This window comes from Sphingopyxis sp. 113P3 (assembly GCF_001278035.1).
GTDB lineage: Bacteria > Pseudomonadota > Alphaproteobacteria > Sphingomonadales > Sphingomonadaceae > Sphingopyxis.
In genome coordinates, this window is the sequence record NZ_CP009452.1 from 3,373,611 (window position 1) to 3,391,184 (window position 17,574).

A 17,574-nucleotide genomic window follows, 5' to 3' on the forward strand; every position below is an offset into this window, starting at 1 on the left:
TGCGCGAACATGGCGGATCGCTTCACCAAGATGCATGGCCTCGGCAACGACTTTGTCGTCATTGATGCGCGGACACGCGCCGTCGAGATGACGGCAGCGCGCGCGCATGCGATCGCCGACCGGCGGCACGGCATCGGCTGCGACCAGCTGATCCTGCTCGAGCCATCCGAGAAGGTCGATCTCAAGATGCGTATCTTCAACGCCGACGGCGGCGAGGTAGAGGCCTGCGGCAACGCGACGCGCTGCGTCGCGACGCTGATCGGAAAGGCTGCCGTGATCGAGACGCTGGGCGGCATGCTGCGTGTCAGCCCGGCCGATGGCGGCGCCGAGGTGACGCTGGGCAAACCCGCCTTCGATTGGGAGCAGATCCCGCTCGCAATGCCGATGGATACGCGTGACATGCCCGTTGCTTGGGACGAGCTTGAGCATGGCGCGGCGGTCAATGTCGGCAATCCGCACGTGATCTTCTTTGTCCCGGAAGCCGATGCGGTTCCGCTCGCCGACCTTGGACCCAGGATCGAGACGGATCCGCTTTTTCCCGAACGCGTCAATGTCAATGTCGCGAGCCTCGATGGCGAAAATCAGCTGCAGCTGCGCGTCTGGGAGCGCGGGGTGGGGCTGACCCAGGCATGCGGGACCGGCGCCTGCGCCACCGCGGTCGCGGCGATCCGCGCAGGCCTCGTCCAGTCCCCGGTCACCATTTCGCTGCCCGGCGGCGACCTCGTGATCCGCTGGGCCGAAGGTGAGCCGATCGTGATGAGCGGCGCCGCGACGCGCGTGTTCGAGGGCGAAACCGACTGGGCGCGCTTCGGATGAGCGCTCCAGGAGGCGTCGAAGTCGTCAATTTCGGGTGCCGGCTCAACATCGCCGAGGGTGAGGCGGTGCGTGCCGCGGCGACGCGCGCCGGTGCGGGCAACATGATTGTCTTCAACAGCTGCGCTGTGACCGATGAAGCGCTGCGACAGGCACGGCAGGCCGTGCGCCGCGCCCTGCGCGAGCGGCCAGGCGCGAGCGTCGTGGTCACCGGGTGCGCCGCCGAGCTCGAGGGGCAGCGCTTTGCGGACATGGGCGCAAGGGTGGTTGCCAACGACGCCAAGAACCTCGCCGCGAGCTATCGTGCCGCCAGCGCGCCCCAACCGGGCGTGAAAGCCGACACTCTTCATCAGCCTCTTGCCCTCGACCAGACAAAGAACGGGTACACCCCAGCCCTCTCTGGCGCCGATCACGCCCGCGCCTTCCTGGGCGTGCAGACCGGCTGCTCGCACAGCTGTACCTTTTGCGCCACCGTGCTCGCCCGCGGCACCGCGCGCTCCTCGTCGGTCGAAGCCGTAGTCGATGCCGCCCGCACTGCGCTCGAGCGCGGCCAGCGCGAGATCGTGCTGACGGGGGTGGATCTTGCAAGCTATGGCGACGATATTGGCACCAGCCTCGCTGCGCTGGTCGCGGCACTGCTGGAGCTGCCCGTCGAGCGCCTGCGCCTCTCGTCGCTTGATCCTCACCGCCTCGACGACGCTCTTTTCGCGCTGATCACCGAGGAAAGGCGGGTGATGCCTCACGTCCATCTGTCGCTGCAGGCCGGCGACGATATGGTGCTCACGCGAATGAAGCGCCGCCACCGCCGCGCCGATGCAGTGCGTCTGGTCGAACGCCTCAAGACCGCGCGGCCCGACATTGCGATTGGCGCCGACCTGATCGCCGGATTTCCCACCGAGGATGACGAGATGTTCGCCAACAGCCTGGCCCTGATCGACGAGGCCGACATCGTCTTTGGCCATATTTTTCCTTACAGCCCGCGTGCCGGAACCCCCGCCGCGCGCATGCCGCAAGTTCCCCGCGCCGTGGCGCGCGAGCGCGCAGCGATCCTGCGCGAAGCCAATGCGCGGCGGCGTCATGCGTGGATGGATGCTCAAAAAGGCCTCCGGGCATCGATGCTCGTCGAGCGCGATGGTCTAACCGGACATGGCGAGACATTCGCCGCGCTCGCCCTCGTCGCCCCTGCGGCGCCGGGAAGCATCGTTCCGGTGCGCCTCTCCGCGCGAGACGGCGAGCGGATGATCGCCGAAAGGATCGCGGCATGAGCGGCGCAAGCTGGAGCGAGCGGCTATTCGGCGGTCTCAAGCGGACGTCGGAGCGGCTCGGCGAGAATCTCGCTGGTCTCACCGGCAAGTCGCGGCTCGACGACGAGGATCTCGACCGGATCGAGGAGGCGTTGATCACCGCCGACCTTGGGCCCGGGATGGCGGCGCGTATCCGCGACCGCCTTGCCGAGCGGCGCGACGCGGGCGAGGGCGATGTCGAACAATTGAGGAAGATCGTCGCCGGTGAGATTGCTGCCGTGCTCCGCCCGGTCGCCGAACCGCTGGAGATCGACGCCTTTCCGCGCCCGCAGGTCATATTGGTGATCGGCGTCAACGGCTCGGGCAAGACCACGACGATCGCCAAGCTTGCGCATCTCTTTCAGGAGCAGGATTATGGGGTCATGCTCGTCGCGGGCGACACCTTCCGCGCCGCCGCGATCGGGCAGCTGAGAGTCTGGGCCGAGCGGCTTGGGGTGCCGATCATGGCGGGAGCTGAGGGCGGTGACGCCGCGGGCATCGTTTTCGACGCCGTCAAGCAGGCAACAGCGACCGGCATCGACGTGCTCATCGTCGATACCGCGGGAAGGCTTCAGAACAAGCGCGAGCTCATGGACGAGCTTGCCAAGATCAAGCGCGTCTTGGGCCGCCTCAATCCGGCGGCGCCGCACGACGTCGTTCTGGTGCTCGACGCGACGACGGGACAGAATGCGCTTTCGCAGATCGACGTGTTCCGCGAGGTGGCAGGCGTAACGGGTCTTGTGATGACCAAGCTCGATGGCACGGCGCGCGGCGGCGTGCTCGTCGCCGCGGCCGAGCGCCACGGCCTGCCGATCCACGCGATCGGGATCGGCGAGACGATTGACGACCTCCGGCCCTTCGATGCCGATGAGATCGCGGGCATTATTGCAGGAAATATCCGATGAGCGAGACTTTCGACCAACTGCCCGCCGGCCCGGAGACGGTGCCCGCACCGCCGCCTGCCAAGCATGGCTGGCTCAACTTCGCGATCGATTTCGGGCCGCTGCTCATCTTCTTCATCACCTATAAATTCACCTCGGGCGGCGAGGGCGCCTTCGCGGCGACGGCGGGCGCGATCAAGGGCACGCTCGCCTTCATGGTCGCGATCGTCATCGCGATGGCGGTGTCGAAATGGAAACTCGGCAAAATTTCGCCGATGCTGTGGATGTCAGGCATCCTCGTTCTCGGCTTCGGGGCGCTGACCGTCTGGTTTCACGACGAGCGCTTCATCGTGATGAAGCCGACGATCATCTACGCCGGTTTCGCCGCCTTGCTCCTCGGCGGATGGTTCTTCAAGAAGCCGATGCTCAAATATCTGCTGCAGTCGGCGCTCGAGGGCGTGACCGAAAAGGGTTGGCTTGCGCTTTCGCGAAACTGGGGCCTCTTCTTTGCAGCGCTCGGCATCGCCAATCACGTCATGTACGAATTGATCCAGGCGGGCGAGATGAGCTTCGACCTCTGGCTGACGATCAAGGTCTGGGGCGTCACCGCGCTATCCTTCCTCTTCACGCTGACCCAATTACCGGTGATGATGAAGAACGGCCTTGCGGTGTCCGAAAGCGAAGCAAAATAACTCTCGCCGCTGGAAGGGCGGCGTTTCAACGCTCTTCGATCGCGGCCTTGTGCATCCGTCCGTTAAGCACATAATGCGCAACGCCGGCTTGCATCCCTGCGGCCTGCGCGTCGTCGATCTCGCGTACCCGGCGCGCGGGCGCTCCTGCCCATAGCTCGCGCGAGGGGATTTCCTTATGCTCGGTCAAGAGCGCGCCCGCTGCAAGCATCGCGTCACTTCCGATGCGGCAGCCGTTCATCACCGTCGCCTTCAATCCGACGAATGCTCGGTCGGCGAGTGTGCAGCCGTGCACCATCGCGAGATGACCGATGAGCACATCTTCGCCGATGATCGTCGGATAGCCGTCCGGGCGATGGGGCATCGGGCCGTCGCAGTGGACAATGCTGCCATCCTGGATATTGCTCCGCGCTCCCACGCGGATGTGGCTGACATCGGCGCGCAGCACGCAATTGTACCAGATGCTGACATCTGGCCCGATTTCTACATCGCCAATGATGCGGCACCCGGGGGCAATGAAGGCGCTGGGATCGATCCGCGGCGTCTTGCCATTCACGCTGATGATAGAAATGTCGCTGCGGGTCATTCGCGGCCTCCGATAAGATGTTTCCAGAGCAGGACGGGCAGCGTCGAGGCATAATCGTCGGTCCAGCGATCGAAATGCGCCCGCCCCTCCAGAGGCACCCAGGCGCCGTCTTCCTGCGCTTCGTCGCGCGGTCTGAGACCGCCGGTCAACTGATCCATACGCTCTTTCCTCGCGGTGAGCGCGACCCAGTTCGAAGCAGTGAGCGCGCTGTAGCTATCGTCGTGCCCCGCCGGGTCCATGCGAATCGCCGCCGCCCACCCACGCGCCTTTGCCTCCGTCGCGAGCACGGGTTCAAGATCAAAGAAGCGGTTCGAGATATGAATGACGAGAATGCCGTCGGGTTTGAGCGCGCGGGCGTAGATGCCGATCGCTTCCTTCGTCAGCAGGTGAAGCGGGATCGCATCGGACGAGAAGGCGTCGATCACGAGGATATCGAAGCGTCCGGAGGGTTGCTTGGCAATTTCCAGGCGCGCATCACCGATGATGATCGGCGTGTCTCCCGCACAGCGGGACAGGAAGGTGAATTTGGCGGGATCGCGGGCGATGCTGACCATCACCGGGTCGATCTCGAAAATCGTCCAGCGCTGCCCCGCCCGGCGATAGCAGGATAAGGTTCCCGCGCCGAGACCGACGATGCCGACCGACGCATTGGGTCCGGCGAGCCGGGCAGCGGCCCCCAGCGCCAAGCCGACCCCTGATTGGGGGCCGTAGTAGGTTGTCGGTTCGAGCCGATGCTCCGGGTCGGTGCGCTGGAGTCCGTGGAGGGTCGTGCCATGCGCAAGGCGGCGCTGCTGGTGCACGCGATCGTCGGTAACGGTGTACACACCAAAATAGCTGCGCACGCGCATGCCATGCCGGCCTTTTTCCAGCGTGTCGAAGCCGCCGATCCCGAGCATGAGCAGGATCAGGACCGGAATATAAGCCCAGCGCCATGCGATCACGAGCAGGCCGATCGCCAGGAGCAGCCCCGCCCACACCCAGCTCATTCCGCCAAGGGTGCCGTCCCAGGCAGACGCGAGCTGCCAGGAGGCGAAGACGGCAAGAAGCAGGAGCGCTGCGACATAGGGGGTGGGCCGCGCAATCTTCAGCCAATGATCCCACGGCAGCAGTGCAGGCAGCGGAAGCAATGCGGCGGCGGCGAGGACCAGAACCGGATGCTCGTACACCCAGTTGAAGAGCAGCGGCGCAGCGAGCGCGGCAAAGGCACCGCCGAGCACGCCGCCGGCCGACATGACCAGATAGAAGAGCGTCAGATGCTCGGGCGCGGGGCGCAGATGGTGGAGATAGCCATGCAGTGCAGTCGCGACGACGAAGAGCATGACAAGGCTCATCAGCGCGAGCAGCATCGTCCCGCCGCCGGTGCTGAGGAGCGCCTGTCCGCCCGTAATCAGAAGAAGCGCCGGGGCAATTGTCGCGAAGATCTGTTTGACCCCGTCGAGAGTGGAAAAGGCGATGACGAAGCTCAGAAGGTAAAGGCCTAGCGGGAGAACCCAGAGCAGCGGCATCGCGACGATATCCGTCGTGAGGTGCGTCGTCGTCGACAGCATCAGCCCCGAGGGAACCGCAGCGATCAGCAGCCAATGGATCTGCCGCCTGAGTGCAGGGCGCGGTTCGCGAGGCGCTTCCACGCCATGAAAGGTGGCTGCAGCGCCGCGCCAGCGTGCCGCGGCACTCCCGGCGACAAGCAGGAAAAGCAACGCATATCCGGCCGCCCAGCCGAGGCTTTGCGCGTCGAGCGGCATCGCCGGCTCCACCAGCGCGGGATAGGAAATCAGACCGGCAAAGCTGCCGAGGTTGGAGGCGGCGTAGAGAATGTAGGGATCGCCCGAGCGGCTATCGAGTGCGAACCAGCGTTGCATCAACGGCGCCTGCGCCGCGACAACGAAGAAGACGGGGCCGATCGACGCGGTGAGCAGCAACGGCACCCAAAGCACCTCCTGCCCCGGCGCGGGCGGTGCGATCTGGGCGATTCCGATCGGCAACCAGAGGGATGCAACGAGCAGCAGCGCAATGTGAATCGCGGCTTGCCGCCGCACCGCGAAGCGCCCAAGCCAGTGCGCATAGGCATAGCCGCCGAGCAGCAGCGCCTGATAGACCAGCATTGCGCTGTTCCACACCATCGGCGCGCCGCCGAGCCGCGGCAGTACCATGCGCGCCACCATCGGCTGGACGAGAAAAAGCAGAAAGCTGCCGACGAGAATCGTCAGCACGAACAGCCAACGGTGCGGCGAAGCGGTCACGCCGCCTCCCGCGCGGCGCGGTGTCGAAAATAATGGACATGCGCACGCGAGCGATGCGTGCGGGCTCGCTTGAGCCCCAAGGTCGCGGTGCCGCCAGGGTCGATGCAGATTTGCTGGATGGGCGCGATGCCTTTGCGACGCGCCGCCCGCATGGTCAGCCCCTGGATCTCGATCATGCGCCGAGCAGCCGCGCCGCGTGGAGCGCGTGATAGCTGAGCACAGCCGAAGCGCCGGCGCGGCGGAACGCAAGCAGGGTTTCAAGAACGAGCGCGTCGCGTTCCCCGGCTCCCGCGGCCACCGCGGCCTCGATCATCGCATATTCGCCCGATACCTGGTAGGCGTAGACCGGAACCGCGAAATGCTCCTTCACCAGCCGGACGATGTCGAGATAGGGAAGCCCCGGCTTGACCATCACGCTGTCAGCGCCCTCGGCGAGGTCCTGGGCCACTTCACGCAGCGCCTCCTCGGCATTGGCAGGGTCCATCTGATAGGTCTTCTTGTCGCCCTTCAAGAGCCCGCGCGAGCCGACGGCGTCGCGAAACGGACCATAGAAGGCCGAGGCATATTTGGCGGCGTAGCTCATGATCTGGATATTGCCGAAGCCCTCCGCTTCGAGCGCTCTGCGGATCGCGCCGACGCGGCCGTCCATCATGTCGCTGGGTGCGATGATGTCGGCGCCTGCGCGCGCCTGGTTGAGGGCCTGCCCAACCAGCACTTCGACCGTCGGGTCGTTGACCACATAGCCCGCGTCATCGAGCAGCCCGTCCTGTCCGTGGCTGGTATAGGGGTCGAGCGCGACGTCGGTAAGGACGCCGATCGCGTCGCCCAGCGCATCCTTGATCGCCGCGGTCGCGCGGCACATCAGATTGTCGGGGTTCAGCGCCTCGGCGCCGTTCTCGCTGCGGCGATCCGCCTCGGTATAGGGAAAAAGTGCAAGACAGGGGATGCCGGCATCTACCGCATCCCGCGCGCGCTCGACGAGCAGATCGACCGACCAGCGCGACACGCCGGGAAGGCTCGCGACCGGCTCTTCGGTGCGCTCACCTGCGCAGACAAAGAGCGGCCAGATGAGATTGGCGGGCGAAAGCTGCGTCTCGCGCACCATGGCGCGGCTCCAGCCCGTGCGGCGGATGCGGCGAAGGCGCAGGTCGGGGAATGCGGCGTGAGTCATCGCGCGTGCATAGCCGCGCTTTGCCGGCAGTGAAAAGGGATATTGGTCGCCGGATCCTCCGCGCTTGCGGGGGCGATGATCGACTAAATCCCCCCGCCGGCCCGTTTCGACGCCACGTCGGCGAGGCTCCCGAGCTTGGGCCCTTCGATCTGCCTCGGCGCGATCGGCGTCAGCGCCGCGCCAGGGGCTACGTCGGTGAGCTGGCGGATGCGCGCGCGGAAATCGGCGAGCTCCTTGCCTTCGAGCTGCGCCCTGGTGACGAAGCTTACCGATGCGGGATTCACCGCATGACCGTTGCGGTAGAGCTCATAGTGAAGGTGCGGCCCCGTCGACAGGCCAGTACTGCCAATATAACCGATCACCTGTCCGCGGCGGACATGTTGGCCCGCGCGCACCGCGATACGGCTCATGTGGCCATAGCCGGTGCCAAGGCCGCCGCCGTGATTGAGCTTCACATAATTGCCGTAACCCCGGTTACGGCCCGCCGTGGTGACGACGCCGTCACTCACGGCATAGATGGGCGCGCCGTATCCGCCGCCGAAATCGATGCCGCTGTGCATGCGGCGGTATCCGAGGATCGGGTGCCGGCGCATGCCGAACGTCGAGGTTACGCGGCCGTGCGTCGGGCGCACCATGCCGCCACGCTGCTGCCCGACGCCCGAGGCCTCGAACCACTGCCTTCGCCCGTCCTTGGTCCATTCGAGCATCGACAATTTCGGCTTCCCGCCGCGCACAAGACCTGCGTAAAGCAGCTTGCCGCTCTCGCTCTCCCCGGTCTCGGCACGCCGATGCTCGACAATGATGTCATATTCGTCGGAGGCGCGGATCGCCGTAACCGGCATCTCGCGGCTGATGACGCGCAAATAGGATTGAATAGCCTCGGGCGGCGCGCCCGCGGCGCGAGCCGAACGATAGAGGCTGTCCCCCACCCGGCCGCGGATGCGCAGCGGCGTCGCGTCGACCGCGATCGGAATGCGGCGCATCACCAGCCGGTCGCCCTCCCGTTCCATCTCGATCCGCAAATCGAAGCGCGCGCGCATCGCAAGGGCCTCGACAGGGCGGGGCATGGTCCGCATCGCGCGGCGGCCGAGGATCAGGTCAATGCGTGTTCCAGGCGCGATATCGGCGAGCGGTACCGCACTCGACACCTGGTTTGCCAGCACCTGCGCCTCGGTCCTGCCGACGCCTGAACGTTCAAGCAGACGGGCAAAGCTGTCTCCTCTGCCCAGCGTGGCGGTAAGCTCGATTTGCGGCCGTTCGGGGGTCTGGGCAAGCGGACGTACCGCATCGGTCGCGGCCATGTGGCGGCCGGTGTCGGCGCCAAGCGCGAGCGGGACGATCATCTGCGCGCGCGCTTCGTTGAAATCGGCGGCATCGAGGACAGGCGCTCCGCCGACGCCGAGCGGCTGAATCCCTGGAAAGGTCGCGATCGCGCTGCCACACAGCAGCGCCAGCGTGGCGAGCCCTCGCCACCATTCAGCCGATCCGATATCGGCGCCGAGGTCCGGGACGAGATCGAGCTGGGCGAGGCGCTCGCGCCACGTCAGCGGCGGCTCGGCGGCGCCATGTCCCTTTTGCAGGGGGATCGCCTGCGACAACGCGAGCGCGGCAGCGTTGCCGGACATCCCCGCGATGGGTTCATGGCGCTGAAACAAGATATTACCCCCGCTCGACGGCGCTGCCCTTTCGCAGCGGCCATCGATGAAAATTCTGCGCCGGTTTTTGTAAATAAAGGCCGTTAAAGTCAATTTAACGGGGGTTATGGCGCCTGCCGCTGCGGCGAACCGTGGCGCGGGCACGTTGATGCGCAGGAGCGCGACTTCTGGGCTCATGTTCGGAAAAAGGCTGCCCTCCGTGCGATCGACGGTTGCGCCGCCGGGCCGCCCATGCCAGCATCACGCGACAAGAATATGCCATCTCCCTCGTCCCATCCGGTCAAGGCCGTCCTTGGCCCCACCAACACCGGCAAAACCCATTTGGCGGTCGAGCGCCTGACCGCCCATGCGAGCGGCATGATGGGCTTCCCGTTGCGCCTGCTTGCACGCGAGGTTTATGACCGCGTTGTCGCGATCAAGGGCGCTGGCCAGGTCGGACTTGTCACGGGGGAAGAGCGAATCATACCGCCCGACGCGCGCTATCTGCTCGGGACGATGGAAGCGCTGCCTGTCGAACGCGACGTCGCCTTCGTCGGCATCGACGAGGCGCAACTGGGCGCCGACCCCGAGCGCGGACATGTTTTCACCGACCGGATGCTGCGGGCTCGAGGGCGCGAGGAAACGATGATCCTGGGATCGGCGAGCATTACCGGGCTCGTTCGCGATCTGGTGCCCGAGGCCGAGATCATCACCCGCCCCCGCTTCTCGACGCTCAGCTACGCCGGGCCGATGAAGCTTTCGCGGCTACCCAAGCGATCGGCGATCGTCGCCTTTTCTGCCGATGAAGTCTATGCGATCGCCGAGATGCTGCGCCGCTTTGCAGGGGGCGCGGCGGTGGTGATGGGCGCGCTCAGTCCCCGAACGCGCAACGCCCAGGTCGCAATGTTCGAGGCGGGCGAGGTCGACTATCTCGTCGCGACCGATGCGATCGGCATGGGCCTCAACCTCGATGTCACTCACGTCGCCTTTGCGAGCCTGCAGAAATTCGACGGCCGCCGCGTCCGCCGGCTGACGATCGCCGAGATGGCCCAGATCGCGGGCCGCGCGGGGCGGCACCAGCAGGACGGGAGCTTCGGCACCATCGGCCTGCCGCAGGGCGGCATGATGCCCGAGGAAATCGCCGCGATCGAGGGACATCATTTCCCACCGCTGGCGAGCCTGTTCTGGCGCGAGCCCAGCCCTCGCTTCGACTCGCTCGACCGGCTGATAGCGGACCTCGGCCGCCCGCCAGCCCATCCGGCGCTGCGCGCGGCACCCGAGGCGGTCGACCTTGCGGTGCTGAAGCACCTTGCGGGCGACATCGAAGTTATCGCGCGCGCCAACGATACGGAGGCAGTCGCACGGCTATGGGATGCATGCGGCCTCCCCGATTTTGAACAGTTGGGCCCGGAGCACCACAGCCGCACGGTGTTGAAGCTCTGGCAGTGGCGGACAAGCGGCAACGGGATGATTAACCCCGACTGGTTCGCGCGGCGGCTGGCACGGCTCGACGATGTGGAGGGTGATATCGATCAGCTTGCGAGCCGCATTGCCGCAGTACGCACGCTCTGCTTCATCGCGCAGCGCGGCGACTGGATCGCGGACGCGGCAGGCTGGACAGCGCAGACGCAGGATCTCGAGACGCGCCTGTCCGACGCGCTGCATGCCGCGCTGGCGCAGCGCTTTGTCGACCGCCGGCTTGCGCTTCTCATTCGCGATGCCGGGCAGCGTCACACCGCGCTGCCGGTCGCGGTTGGCGCCGACGGCACAGTTGCAGTCGACGGGGAGCCGATCGGGACCCTCGCCGGATTCCAGTTCAAGGTCGATGCGCAGGCGCGGGCGAGCGATCACCGGTTGCTGCTCGCGGCCGCGGAGAAACATCTGCGGGGCGAACTCGCGCGGCGCGCGGCCGCGCTTGCCGAAGGCGATGGGAGCGCGCTGACGCTGATCAGCGAAGCGGGCGCCCCGCCACGGATTGCGTGGCATGGCGACGTCATCGCGACGCTCGCCAAGGGCACAACGCTCGTTCAGCCCGCGATTCTCCTGGAACCGGCGCTACGCCGGCTCGAGCCGCCCCAGGTGCAGGCGATCGCCGAGCGACTGCAGACCTTCGTCGCTGAACAGCTCGCGCGCCACGCGGCACCGCTCGCCGCCATGGGCGCGGCGGCGAGCGACCTGTTCACGCCGCCGCGCGTCCGCGCCTTGCTGGCGGCCATGGCTGACGGCAGCGGACTCGTCGAACGCGCCGTCGTCGATGAACAGCTCACCGCGATGAGCGCCGAGGAGCGGCCTCAACTTCGCAAGCTCGGCCTGACCATCGGCTCGCTCGACATCTTTCATCCGCAGCTCCTGAAACCCGAAGCGGTGCGTTGGCGCGCCGCGCTTGCGGCCGCGCAGCATGGCAGCGCGATGCCCGAACTTCCTCCCCATGGCGCAGTCATCCAGAAGCACGGCAGCCCCGAGGGCTTGCGCCTCGCCGGCTTTCGGCGCTGCGCGACGGGATGGCTGCGCATCGACATGGCCGAAAAGCTCGCGCGCCAGGCCCATGCCGCGCGGATGCAGGCCGCCGCGCCGCCGACCGCGCCCATTGCCGGCGGCGAGCCGCACCACGACAACGACGCGCCCGAGGAAAGCGAAGCCCAGGCCGAAGCGCTACCGGGCTTCGCGATCGACCCCGCGCTCGCCACCTCGCTTGGTCTTGATGCCGACGCGCGGCGTGCGCTGCTCGGCAGCTTCGGATTCCGCAGCGTCGGCGATCCTGCGCTCGAGCGCTGGCGCTGGCTCGGGCGGCGCAGCGGCGAAAAGCGGCGCAGTCCCCGTCATCGTCGCAAGGGCGCCGAGCCGCGCCCGGGCGCGCCCAAAACGCAGGTGCCGCGCTCCGAGAAGGCTCCCCGCGCGAAAAAAGGCAAAAGCGGCAAGGCTCCCCACACGGGCTCGCGGGCCGCGCGCGGCGACCGCACAGCGCGGCGGGGCCCCTCGCCCCACAGTCCCTTCGCGGGACTGGCAGACCTGCTTGCAGGCGCCCGGGAGGATTGATGGCGAGCCCTGGCGCGGCAGGAAGCATAAGGCTCGACAAGCTGCTGTGGTATTTGCGCTTTGCGCGCTCGCGCAGCCTTGCCCAGGCTCTGATAGCAGCGGGACATATCCGCCTTGATGGCCGGCGCGTCACGCGCGCGTCGTGCGCTGTGCACGCAGGCCAGACGCTCGTCCTTCCGGTTGGTGAACGGATCGAGGTGCTGCGCCTCCTCTCGCTTCCCGGACGGCGGGGCCCCGCGAGCGAAGCGCAGGCGCATTATCTGCGACTTGGCCCCGAGGCCCCTTCGCCCCCCAGCGCGGCTATCAGCGGCGAAGGAAAAGCTGTTAGCCGCGACGCCTCCGACGAGCCTATGGAGTGAAAGTGATTCGCAACTGCCCGAAAGCGTTGACGCGCCGCCGCCACGCGGCATAGAGGCGGGGAATCAGTACAGTCGAACGGCGCCGGCGCGCCGCGATAAGGGAGCCGTTACCCATGACCTACGTCGTCACCGACGCCTGCATCCGCTGCAAATATATGGACTGCGTCGAGGTCTGTCCGGTCGACTGTTTCTATGAGGGCGAGAATATGCTCGTCATCAACCCCAACGAGTGCATCGACTGCGGCGTCTGCGAACCCGAATGCCCGGCCGAGGCAATCTTGCCCGACACCGAAAGCGGGCTCGAGAAATGGCTCGAGGTCAACAGCAAGTTCAGCGCCGAATGGCCGAACATCACGACCAAGAAGGACAGCCCCGCCGACGCCGATGAATATAAGGGCGTCGATGGGAAATTTGAAAAATTCTTCTCTCCCGAGCCTGGCGAGGGCGATTGATTCTCAGCCGATGTGAAAAGGTGGATCGGGGCGGGTGCTTCCCGCCCTTTTCTGTTTGGGGCAGCCGCGGCGATTTTGCCCCCTTGAAACGCTGGGCATTGCCGCCGATGTAAAGCGTGGAAGGGCCACCCGCCGGTTTTGGACCGGACAGCCCGGCAAATATAAGGACAGAATTCCAATGATCGATCCGCTCGCCGCCCTTGTTCCCGTTGTCGTCGAACAGACGAGCCGCGGCGAACGCAGCTTTGACATCTTTTCCCGTCTGCTGCGCGAGAGGATCGTCTTCGTGACCGGCGAGGTGGAAGACCAGATGGCCTCGCTGATCGTCGCCCAGCTTTTGTTCCTCGAATCGGAAAATCCGAAAAAGGACATTTATATGTACATCAACTCGCCGGGCGGCGTCGTCACGGCGGGCATGGCGATCCACGATACGATGCAATATATCCGCCCGCGCGTCGGTACGGTATGTATCGGCCAAGCAGCGTCGATGGGCAGCTTCCTGCTTGCAGCCGGCGAGCCCGGCATGCGCGTTGCGCTGGCGAACGCGCGTGTGATGGTGCACCAGCCCTCGGGCGGCGCGCGCGGCATGGCATCGGACATCGAGATTCAGGCCAAGGAAATTCTGCGCATTCGCAAGCGGATGAACGATCTCTATGTGAAATATACCGGCAAGTCTCTGAAAGAGATCGAGAAAGCGATGGATCGCGACACTTTCCTCGAGGCTGACGAGGCCAAGGAATTCGGCATCGTCGACCAGGTATTCGACCGCCGTCCCGGCATGCCCGACGCGGAGACTCCGAGCGAGCTGAGCGAAGGCCCCACGCCCTGATCGGTGGACGCGACAAGATTGCGGTAACCGCGTTTCTTGACGCGTCTTTCGCCGCCCTGCCCCATGATGGGATCCGGGTCGGAACATTGTCTGCAAGTCAGCCAATTGCCATATTGTAATTGGATGGACGGGGGCTAGGATATAGGCGCTGGCGCTCATTTCGGCGTCGGCCAAAGGAAGTTTTATGACGAAATTGAGCGGCTCGGACAGCAAGAGCACTCTCTACTGCTCCTTCTGCGGCAAGTCGCAGCACGAAGTCCGCAAGCTGATTGCCGGGCCGACCGTGTTCATCTGCGACGAATGCGTCGAGCTGTGCAACGACATCATCCGCGAAGAGATCAAGGGCGCAGTCGCCGCGCGCAAGGATGGCGCGGTGCCGACGCCGCTGGAAATCTGCCAGCATCTCGACGCCTATGTGATCGGACAGAACACGGCCAAGCGCGTCCTGTCGGTCGCGGTGCACAACCATTACAAGCGGCTCGCCAACTCGGGGCGCGGCGATGATGTCGAGCTTGCCAAATCCAACATTCTGCTCGTCGGCCCGACGGGCAGCGGCAAGACGCTGCTCGCGCAGACGCTCGCGCGCTTTCTCGACGTGCCCTTCACCATGGCCGACGCGACGACGCTCACCGAAGCGGGCTATGTCGGCGAAGATGTCGAGAATATCATCCTCAAGCTGCTCCAGGCCTCTGACTATAATGTCGAAAAGGCGCAGCGCGGCATCGTCTATATCGACGAGATCGACAAGATCAGCCGCAAGGCCGAAAATCCCTCGATAACCCGCGACGTGTCGGGCGAGGGCGTGCAGCAGGCGCTTTTGAAGCTGATGGAAGGCACGACCGCGAGCGTTCCCCCGCAGGGCGGCCGCAAGCATCCGCAACAGGAATTTCTGCAGGTCGACACGACGAACATCCTCTTCATCGCGGGCGGCGCCTTTGCCGGCCTCGAAAAGATCATCGGCGACCGCCTGCAGGGCAAGTCGATCGGCTTCGGCGCGCATGTCGCGGGGCCTGATGAGCGCCGCGCGGGCGAAGTGCTGAAGCAGATCGAGCCTGAGGATCTTCTCAAATTCGGTCTGATCCCCGAATTCGTCGGGCGCTTGCCCGTCATCGCGACGCTCGAGGATCTCGACGTTGACGCGCTGGTCAAGATTCTGGGCGAGCCCAAGAATGCGCTGGTGAAGCAGTACAAGAAGCTTTTCGACCTCGAGGAGGTCGCGCTGACCTTTACCGACGACGCGCTGGTCGCGGTCGCCAAGAAGGCGATCGAACGCAAAACGGGTGCGCGCGGTCTTCGCTCGATCGTCGAGGCGATCCTGCTCGACACCATGTTCGATCTTCCCGACCTCACCGACGTGGTCGAGATCGTCGTCGACAAGGATGTCGTCGAGGGCCGCAAGCAGCCGGTGCGCGTCTATGCCGACAAGGCGAAGGAAGCCGGCGACGCCGCCTGAACGGGACGGCGCGCTGAGGAAGAGCTGCCTCACCCGCTTATCTGACCCTCGAACGAGGGAATGGGGGGTTAGGCCGAGTCGCCCTGGCGCAATGTTGCATTGCAGCAACAGTTGCCGAAAAAACGCCCCCTTCGACGGATAGCTTCCCCGTCATTGTAACGGAAAAACCGCGCTTTTCTGCCGCGTCCTGTTCGCGGGAGGCCAGCGGCGGGGTTGCACTGTCACAATCATGCCATAGAGGGGCGTCAGGGGCCCGGCCAGGTTATCGCGTGCCTGTTGCACGCTACAGCCAGCCATCCACCAAGGGGACATTCTGACATGAAATTTCGTCATTCGCTCGCCGCTAGCTGCGCGCTGCTTCCCGTCGCGTTGCTTTCCTCGCCCGCCTTTGCACAGTCGACGGGTTCGCAGGACTTCGAAAACGAGATCGTCGTCACCGGTTCGCGTGCGAACCAGGGCGTGGCGGGCGTTGTCGCGCCCGACACGACCAAGGCGAAGGCCGTTCTGACGCAGGAATTCATCGCGCATCAGGCGCCGGGCCAGACCGTCAACGACATCATCAATCAGCTTCCTGGCGTCAGCTTCCAGAACAACGACCCGTTTGGATCGGCCGGCGGCAAGATGACGATCCGCGGCTTCGACAATACCCGCATCAACCAGACGTTCGACGGTATTCCGCTCAACGACTCGGGTAACTATCACTACTTTGGCAGAAATGTGATTTTTGGGATTCCCAAAAGGAGATTTCCCTGATTCATGGGGAGCCAGCTTTTATGGAGGCTGGCGATGTCAGAGGATTGGCGCAATGATCTTGAGGTTTGGCTGACGCCATTTTTGTCGGCGTTGCGGCACAAGGCGCGGAAGCGTGTGTGCCCGGCCTATATCGCGGGATTGATCGGCCCCGGTGACCGCAAGAGCGTGCAGCCGATGGCGGCTCGTGATGGTGAGTTTGGCTACGACCAACTGCATCATTTCGTCGCGGACGGGGTGTGGGATAGTGCGCCGCTCGAGGCTGTTCTTCTGAAGGAAGCCGATCGTCTGGTTGGAGACGAAGCGGGATATCTGGTCATTGACGATACTGCCTTGCCGAAGAAGGGCCGTCATTCGGTCGGCGTGGCTGCGCAATACGCCTCCTCCCTTGGCAAGACCTCGAACTGCCAATCCCTCGTTTCGGTGACGCTAGCGTCCGGGGAGGTTCCGGTGATGGTGGGCCTGCGGCTCTTTTTGCCTGAAAGCTGGACGGACGACGCCCCCCGCATGGAGCGCGCCCGTGTCCCCCAGGAGCGACAAGTCGCTCGCACAAAGCCGGAGATCGCTATCGAGGAGATCGATCGGGTCATTGCCTCGGGCACTCGGTTCGGCTGCGTTCTAGCCGACGCCGGCTACGGGGCGAGCGGCCCCTTCCGCCAGGCTCTGAGCGAGCGTGGTTTGCGGTGGGCGGTGGGCATGTCACGGCGTCAGAATGTCTATCCGGCAGACACCGGGCTGATCTTTCCCGAGGCAGCAACAGGCAGGCGCCGCAAATATCACGTCCCCGACCGCACCGCCGTTTCTGCCGAAAAGATGCTGGGAGAAGAAAAATGGAAGAAAATCAGCTGGCGACGCGGGACCAAAGGCAAGCTGACCTGTAAATTTGCGGCATGCCGCGTCCGGGTGGCCGATGGCCACAGGCACCGCATGAGTGACGGGCGGGTCCAGGCCATGCCCAGCGAGGAGGAAGTCTGGCTGGTGGGGGAACGGCGCGAAAGCGGAGAGCAAAAATACTATCTCTCGAACTTGCCAGCCGACACGCCGATCAAGGCGCTCGCCGGTGCCATCAAGGCGCGGTGGATCTGCGAGCAGGCGCATCAGCAGCTGAAGGAGGAACTCGGTCTCGACCACTTTGAGGGCCGATCATGGACCGGACTACACCGACACGCGCTGATGACGATGATCGCCTATGCCTTTCTTCAGTCCCGCCGTCTAAGCGCAGCGGGGCGGAAAAAAAAGAAACTCGGGACCGCCGCCGCAACCGACCATGCCTGCCGTCAGGCAGGCGATAATCAACCTCTTCGCAAGACCGCCACCGACGATCTGCCCTCACTGCAATAAACTGGTTACAGCGACCGATCCGAATAATCTGCCAAAGTAGTGCTATGCGCTCTACTC

Annotated in this window: 15 protein-coding genes and 1 pseudogene; 11 read left to right on the forward strand and 5 right to left on the reverse strand. The window is 65.1% G+C overall.

What is annotated here, in order from left to right; translation table 11 throughout:
• Positions 1-9 precede the first annotated feature (9 nt).
• The 4 genes from dapF to LH20_RS16300 are packed head-to-tail and all read left to right on the forward strand — an operon-like array spanning position 10 to position 3,669.
• Positions 10-816: a diaminopimelate epimerase gene (gene dapF, locus LH20_RS16285; RefSeq protein ID WP_053555139.1), complete on the forward strand. Its 807-nt coding sequence runs from the start codon at positions 10-12 to the stop codon at positions 814-816.
• A complete protein-coding gene (locus LH20_RS16290) occupies positions 813-2,078 on the forward strand; it encodes a MiaB/RimO family radical SAM methylthiotransferase (protein WP_053555140.1) in 1,266 nt (421 codons plus the stop codon). The genes dapF and LH20_RS16290 overlap by 4 nt, the downstream gene beginning before the upstream one ends.
• Entirely contained in the window at positions 2,075-3,001 is a 927-nt protein-coding gene (gene ftsY, locus LH20_RS16295) for a signal recognition particle-docking protein FtsY (RefSeq protein ID WP_053555141.1), read from the forward strand. Before LH20_RS16290 ends, ftsY begins: the two co-directional genes overlap by 4 nt.
• Positions 2,998-3,669, forward strand: a complete 672-nt coding sequence (locus LH20_RS16300; protein ID WP_079638261.1) for an inner membrane-spanning protein YciB — start codon at positions 2,998-3,000, stop codon at positions 3,667-3,669. Before ftsY ends, LH20_RS16300 begins: the two co-directional genes overlap by 4 nt.
• Positions 3,670-3,694: 25 nt before the next feature.
• Here the strand turns inward: LH20_RS16300 and LH20_RS16305 are convergent, their stop codons facing one another.
• The 5 genes from LH20_RS16305 to LH20_RS24255 form a co-directional block, all read right to left on the reverse strand.
• Positions 3,695-4,252 (reverse strand): gamma carbonic anhydrase family protein, encoded by a 558-nt coding sequence (locus LH20_RS16305; protein ID WP_053555142.1) that lies wholly within the window; start codon positions 4,250-4,252, stop codon positions 3,695-3,697.
• Positions 4,249-6,492, reverse strand: coding sequence for a spermidine synthase (locus tag LH20_RS16310; protein WP_053555143.1), 2,244 nt, complete (start codon positions 6,490-6,492; stop codon positions 4,249-4,251). The genes LH20_RS16305 and LH20_RS16310 overlap by 4 nt, the downstream gene beginning before the upstream one ends.
• On the reverse strand, positions 6,489-6,668 hold the full coding sequence (locus LH20_RS16315; protein ID WP_053555144.1) for a hypothetical protein: 180 nt from the start codon (positions 6,666-6,668) through the stop codon (positions 6,489-6,491). The genes LH20_RS16310 and LH20_RS16315 overlap by 4 nt, the downstream gene beginning before the upstream one ends.
• Positions 6,665-7,663: a porphobilinogen synthase gene (gene hemB / locus LH20_RS16320; protein ID WP_053555145.1), complete on the reverse strand. Its 999-nt coding sequence runs from the start codon at positions 7,661-7,663 to the stop codon at positions 6,665-6,667. The genes LH20_RS16315 and hemB overlap by 4 nt, the downstream gene beginning before the upstream one ends.
• 83 nt (positions 7,664-7,746) lie before the next feature.
• Positions 7,747-9,288 (reverse strand): peptidoglycan DD-metalloendopeptidase family protein, encoded by a 1,542-nt coding sequence (locus LH20_RS24255; RefSeq protein ID WP_053556333.1) that lies wholly within the window; start codon positions 9,286-9,288, stop codon positions 7,747-7,749.
• 285 nt (positions 9,289-9,573) lie between these two features.
• On the opposite strand from LH20_RS24255, the gene LH20_RS16330 reads away from it, so the two are divergent.
• From LH20_RS16330 to LH20_RS16360, 7 genes and pseudogenes are all read left to right on the forward strand, one after another.
• Positions 9,574-12,333: a helicase-related protein gene (locus LH20_RS16330; RefSeq protein ID WP_053555146.1), complete on the forward strand. Its 2,760-nt coding sequence runs from the start codon at positions 9,574-9,576 to the stop codon at positions 12,331-12,333.
• Positions 12,333-12,692 carry an RNA-binding S4 domain-containing protein gene (locus tag LH20_RS16335; RefSeq protein WP_053555147.1) on the forward strand — a complete coding sequence of 120 codons (360 nt, stop codon included), beginning with the start codon at positions 12,333-12,335 and terminating at the stop codon, positions 12,690-12,692. The genes LH20_RS16330 and LH20_RS16335 overlap by 1 nt, the downstream gene beginning before the upstream one ends.
• A 113-nt stretch (positions 12,693-12,805) precedes the next feature.
• A complete protein-coding gene (fdxA, locus tag LH20_RS16340) occupies positions 12,806-13,144 on the forward strand; it encodes a ferredoxin FdxA (RefSeq protein ID WP_053555148.1) in 339 nt (112 codons plus the stop codon).
• 178 nt (positions 13,145-13,322) lie between these two features.
• Positions 13,323-13,973 carry an ATP-dependent Clp endopeptidase proteolytic subunit ClpP gene (clpP, locus tag LH20_RS16345; RefSeq protein WP_053555149.1) on the forward strand — a complete coding sequence of 217 codons (651 nt, stop codon included), beginning with the start codon at positions 13,323-13,325 and terminating at the stop codon, positions 13,971-13,973.
• 184 nt (positions 13,974-14,157) lie between these two features.
• The gene (clpX, locus tag LH20_RS16350) at positions 14,158-15,426 is read left to right on the forward strand and encodes an ATP-dependent Clp protease ATP-binding subunit ClpX (protein WP_053555150.1); all 1,269 of its coding nucleotides are present in this window, start codon (positions 14,158-14,160) and stop codon (positions 15,424-15,426) included.
• A 318-nt stretch (positions 15,427-15,744) separates the two neighbouring features.
• Positions 15,745-16,125, forward strand: a pseudogene (locus tag LH20_RS16355) (TonB-dependent receptor plug domain-containing protein); the annotation flags it as partial.
• A gap of 87 nt (positions 16,126-16,212) precedes the next feature.
• Positions 16,213-17,517, forward strand: a complete 1,305-nt coding sequence (locus LH20_RS16360; protein ID WP_053552719.1) for an IS701 family transposase — start codon at positions 16,213-16,215, stop codon at positions 17,515-17,517.
• Positions 17,518-17,574 lie beyond the last annotated feature (57 nt).

Excerpts from the sequence above, each read along its gene's own strand:
- dapF (WP_053555139.1), top strand. The coding sequence starts at position 10 with ATGGCGGATCGCTTCACCAAGATGCATGGCCTCGGCAACGACTTTGTC.
- LH20_RS16290 (WP_053555140.1), top strand. The coding sequence starts at position 813 with ATGAGCGCTCCAGGAGGCGTCGAAGTCGTCAATTTCGGGTGCCGGCTC.
- ftsY (WP_053555141.1), top strand. The coding sequence starts at position 2,075 with ATGAGCGGCGCAAGCTGGAGCGAGCGGCTATTCGGCGGTCTCAAGCGG.
- LH20_RS16300 (WP_079638261.1), top strand. The coding sequence starts at position 2,998 with ATGAGCGAGACTTTCGACCAACTGCCCGCCGGCCCGGAGACGGTGCCC.
- LH20_RS16305 (WP_053555142.1), bottom strand. The coding sequence starts at position 4,252 with ATGACCCGCAGCGACATTTCTATCATCAGCGTGAATGGCAAGACGCCG.
- LH20_RS16315 (WP_053555144.1), bottom strand. The coding sequence starts at position 6,668 with ATGATCGAGATCCAGGGGCTGACCATGCGGGCGGCGCGTCGCAAAGGC.
- hemB (WP_053555145.1), bottom strand. The coding sequence starts at position 7,663 with ATGACTCACGCCGCATTCCCCGACCTGCGCCTTCGCCGCATCCGCCGC.
- LH20_RS24255 (WP_053556333.1), bottom strand. The coding sequence starts at position 9,288 with ATGTCCGGCAACGCTGCCGCGCTCGCGTTGTCGCAGGCGATCCCCCTG.
- LH20_RS16330 (WP_053555146.1), top strand. The coding sequence starts at position 9,574 with ATGCCATCTCCCTCGTCCCATCCGGTCAAGGCCGTCCTTGGCCCCACC.
- LH20_RS16335 (WP_053555147.1), top strand. The coding sequence starts at position 12,333 with ATGGCGAGCCCTGGCGCGGCAGGAAGCATAAGGCTCGACAAGCTGCTG.
- fdxA (WP_053555148.1), top strand. The coding sequence starts at position 12,806 with ATGACCTACGTCGTCACCGACGCCTGCATCCGCTGCAAATATATGGAC.
- clpP (WP_053555149.1), top strand. The coding sequence starts at position 13,323 with ATGATCGATCCGCTCGCCGCCCTTGTTCCCGTTGTCGTCGAACAGACG.
- clpX (WP_053555150.1), top strand. The coding sequence starts at position 14,158 with ATGACGAAATTGAGCGGCTCGGACAGCAAGAGCACTCTCTACTGCTCC.
- LH20_RS16360 (WP_053552719.1), top strand. The coding sequence starts at position 16,213 with ATGTCAGAGGATTGGCGCAATGATCTTGAGGTTTGGCTGACGCCATTT.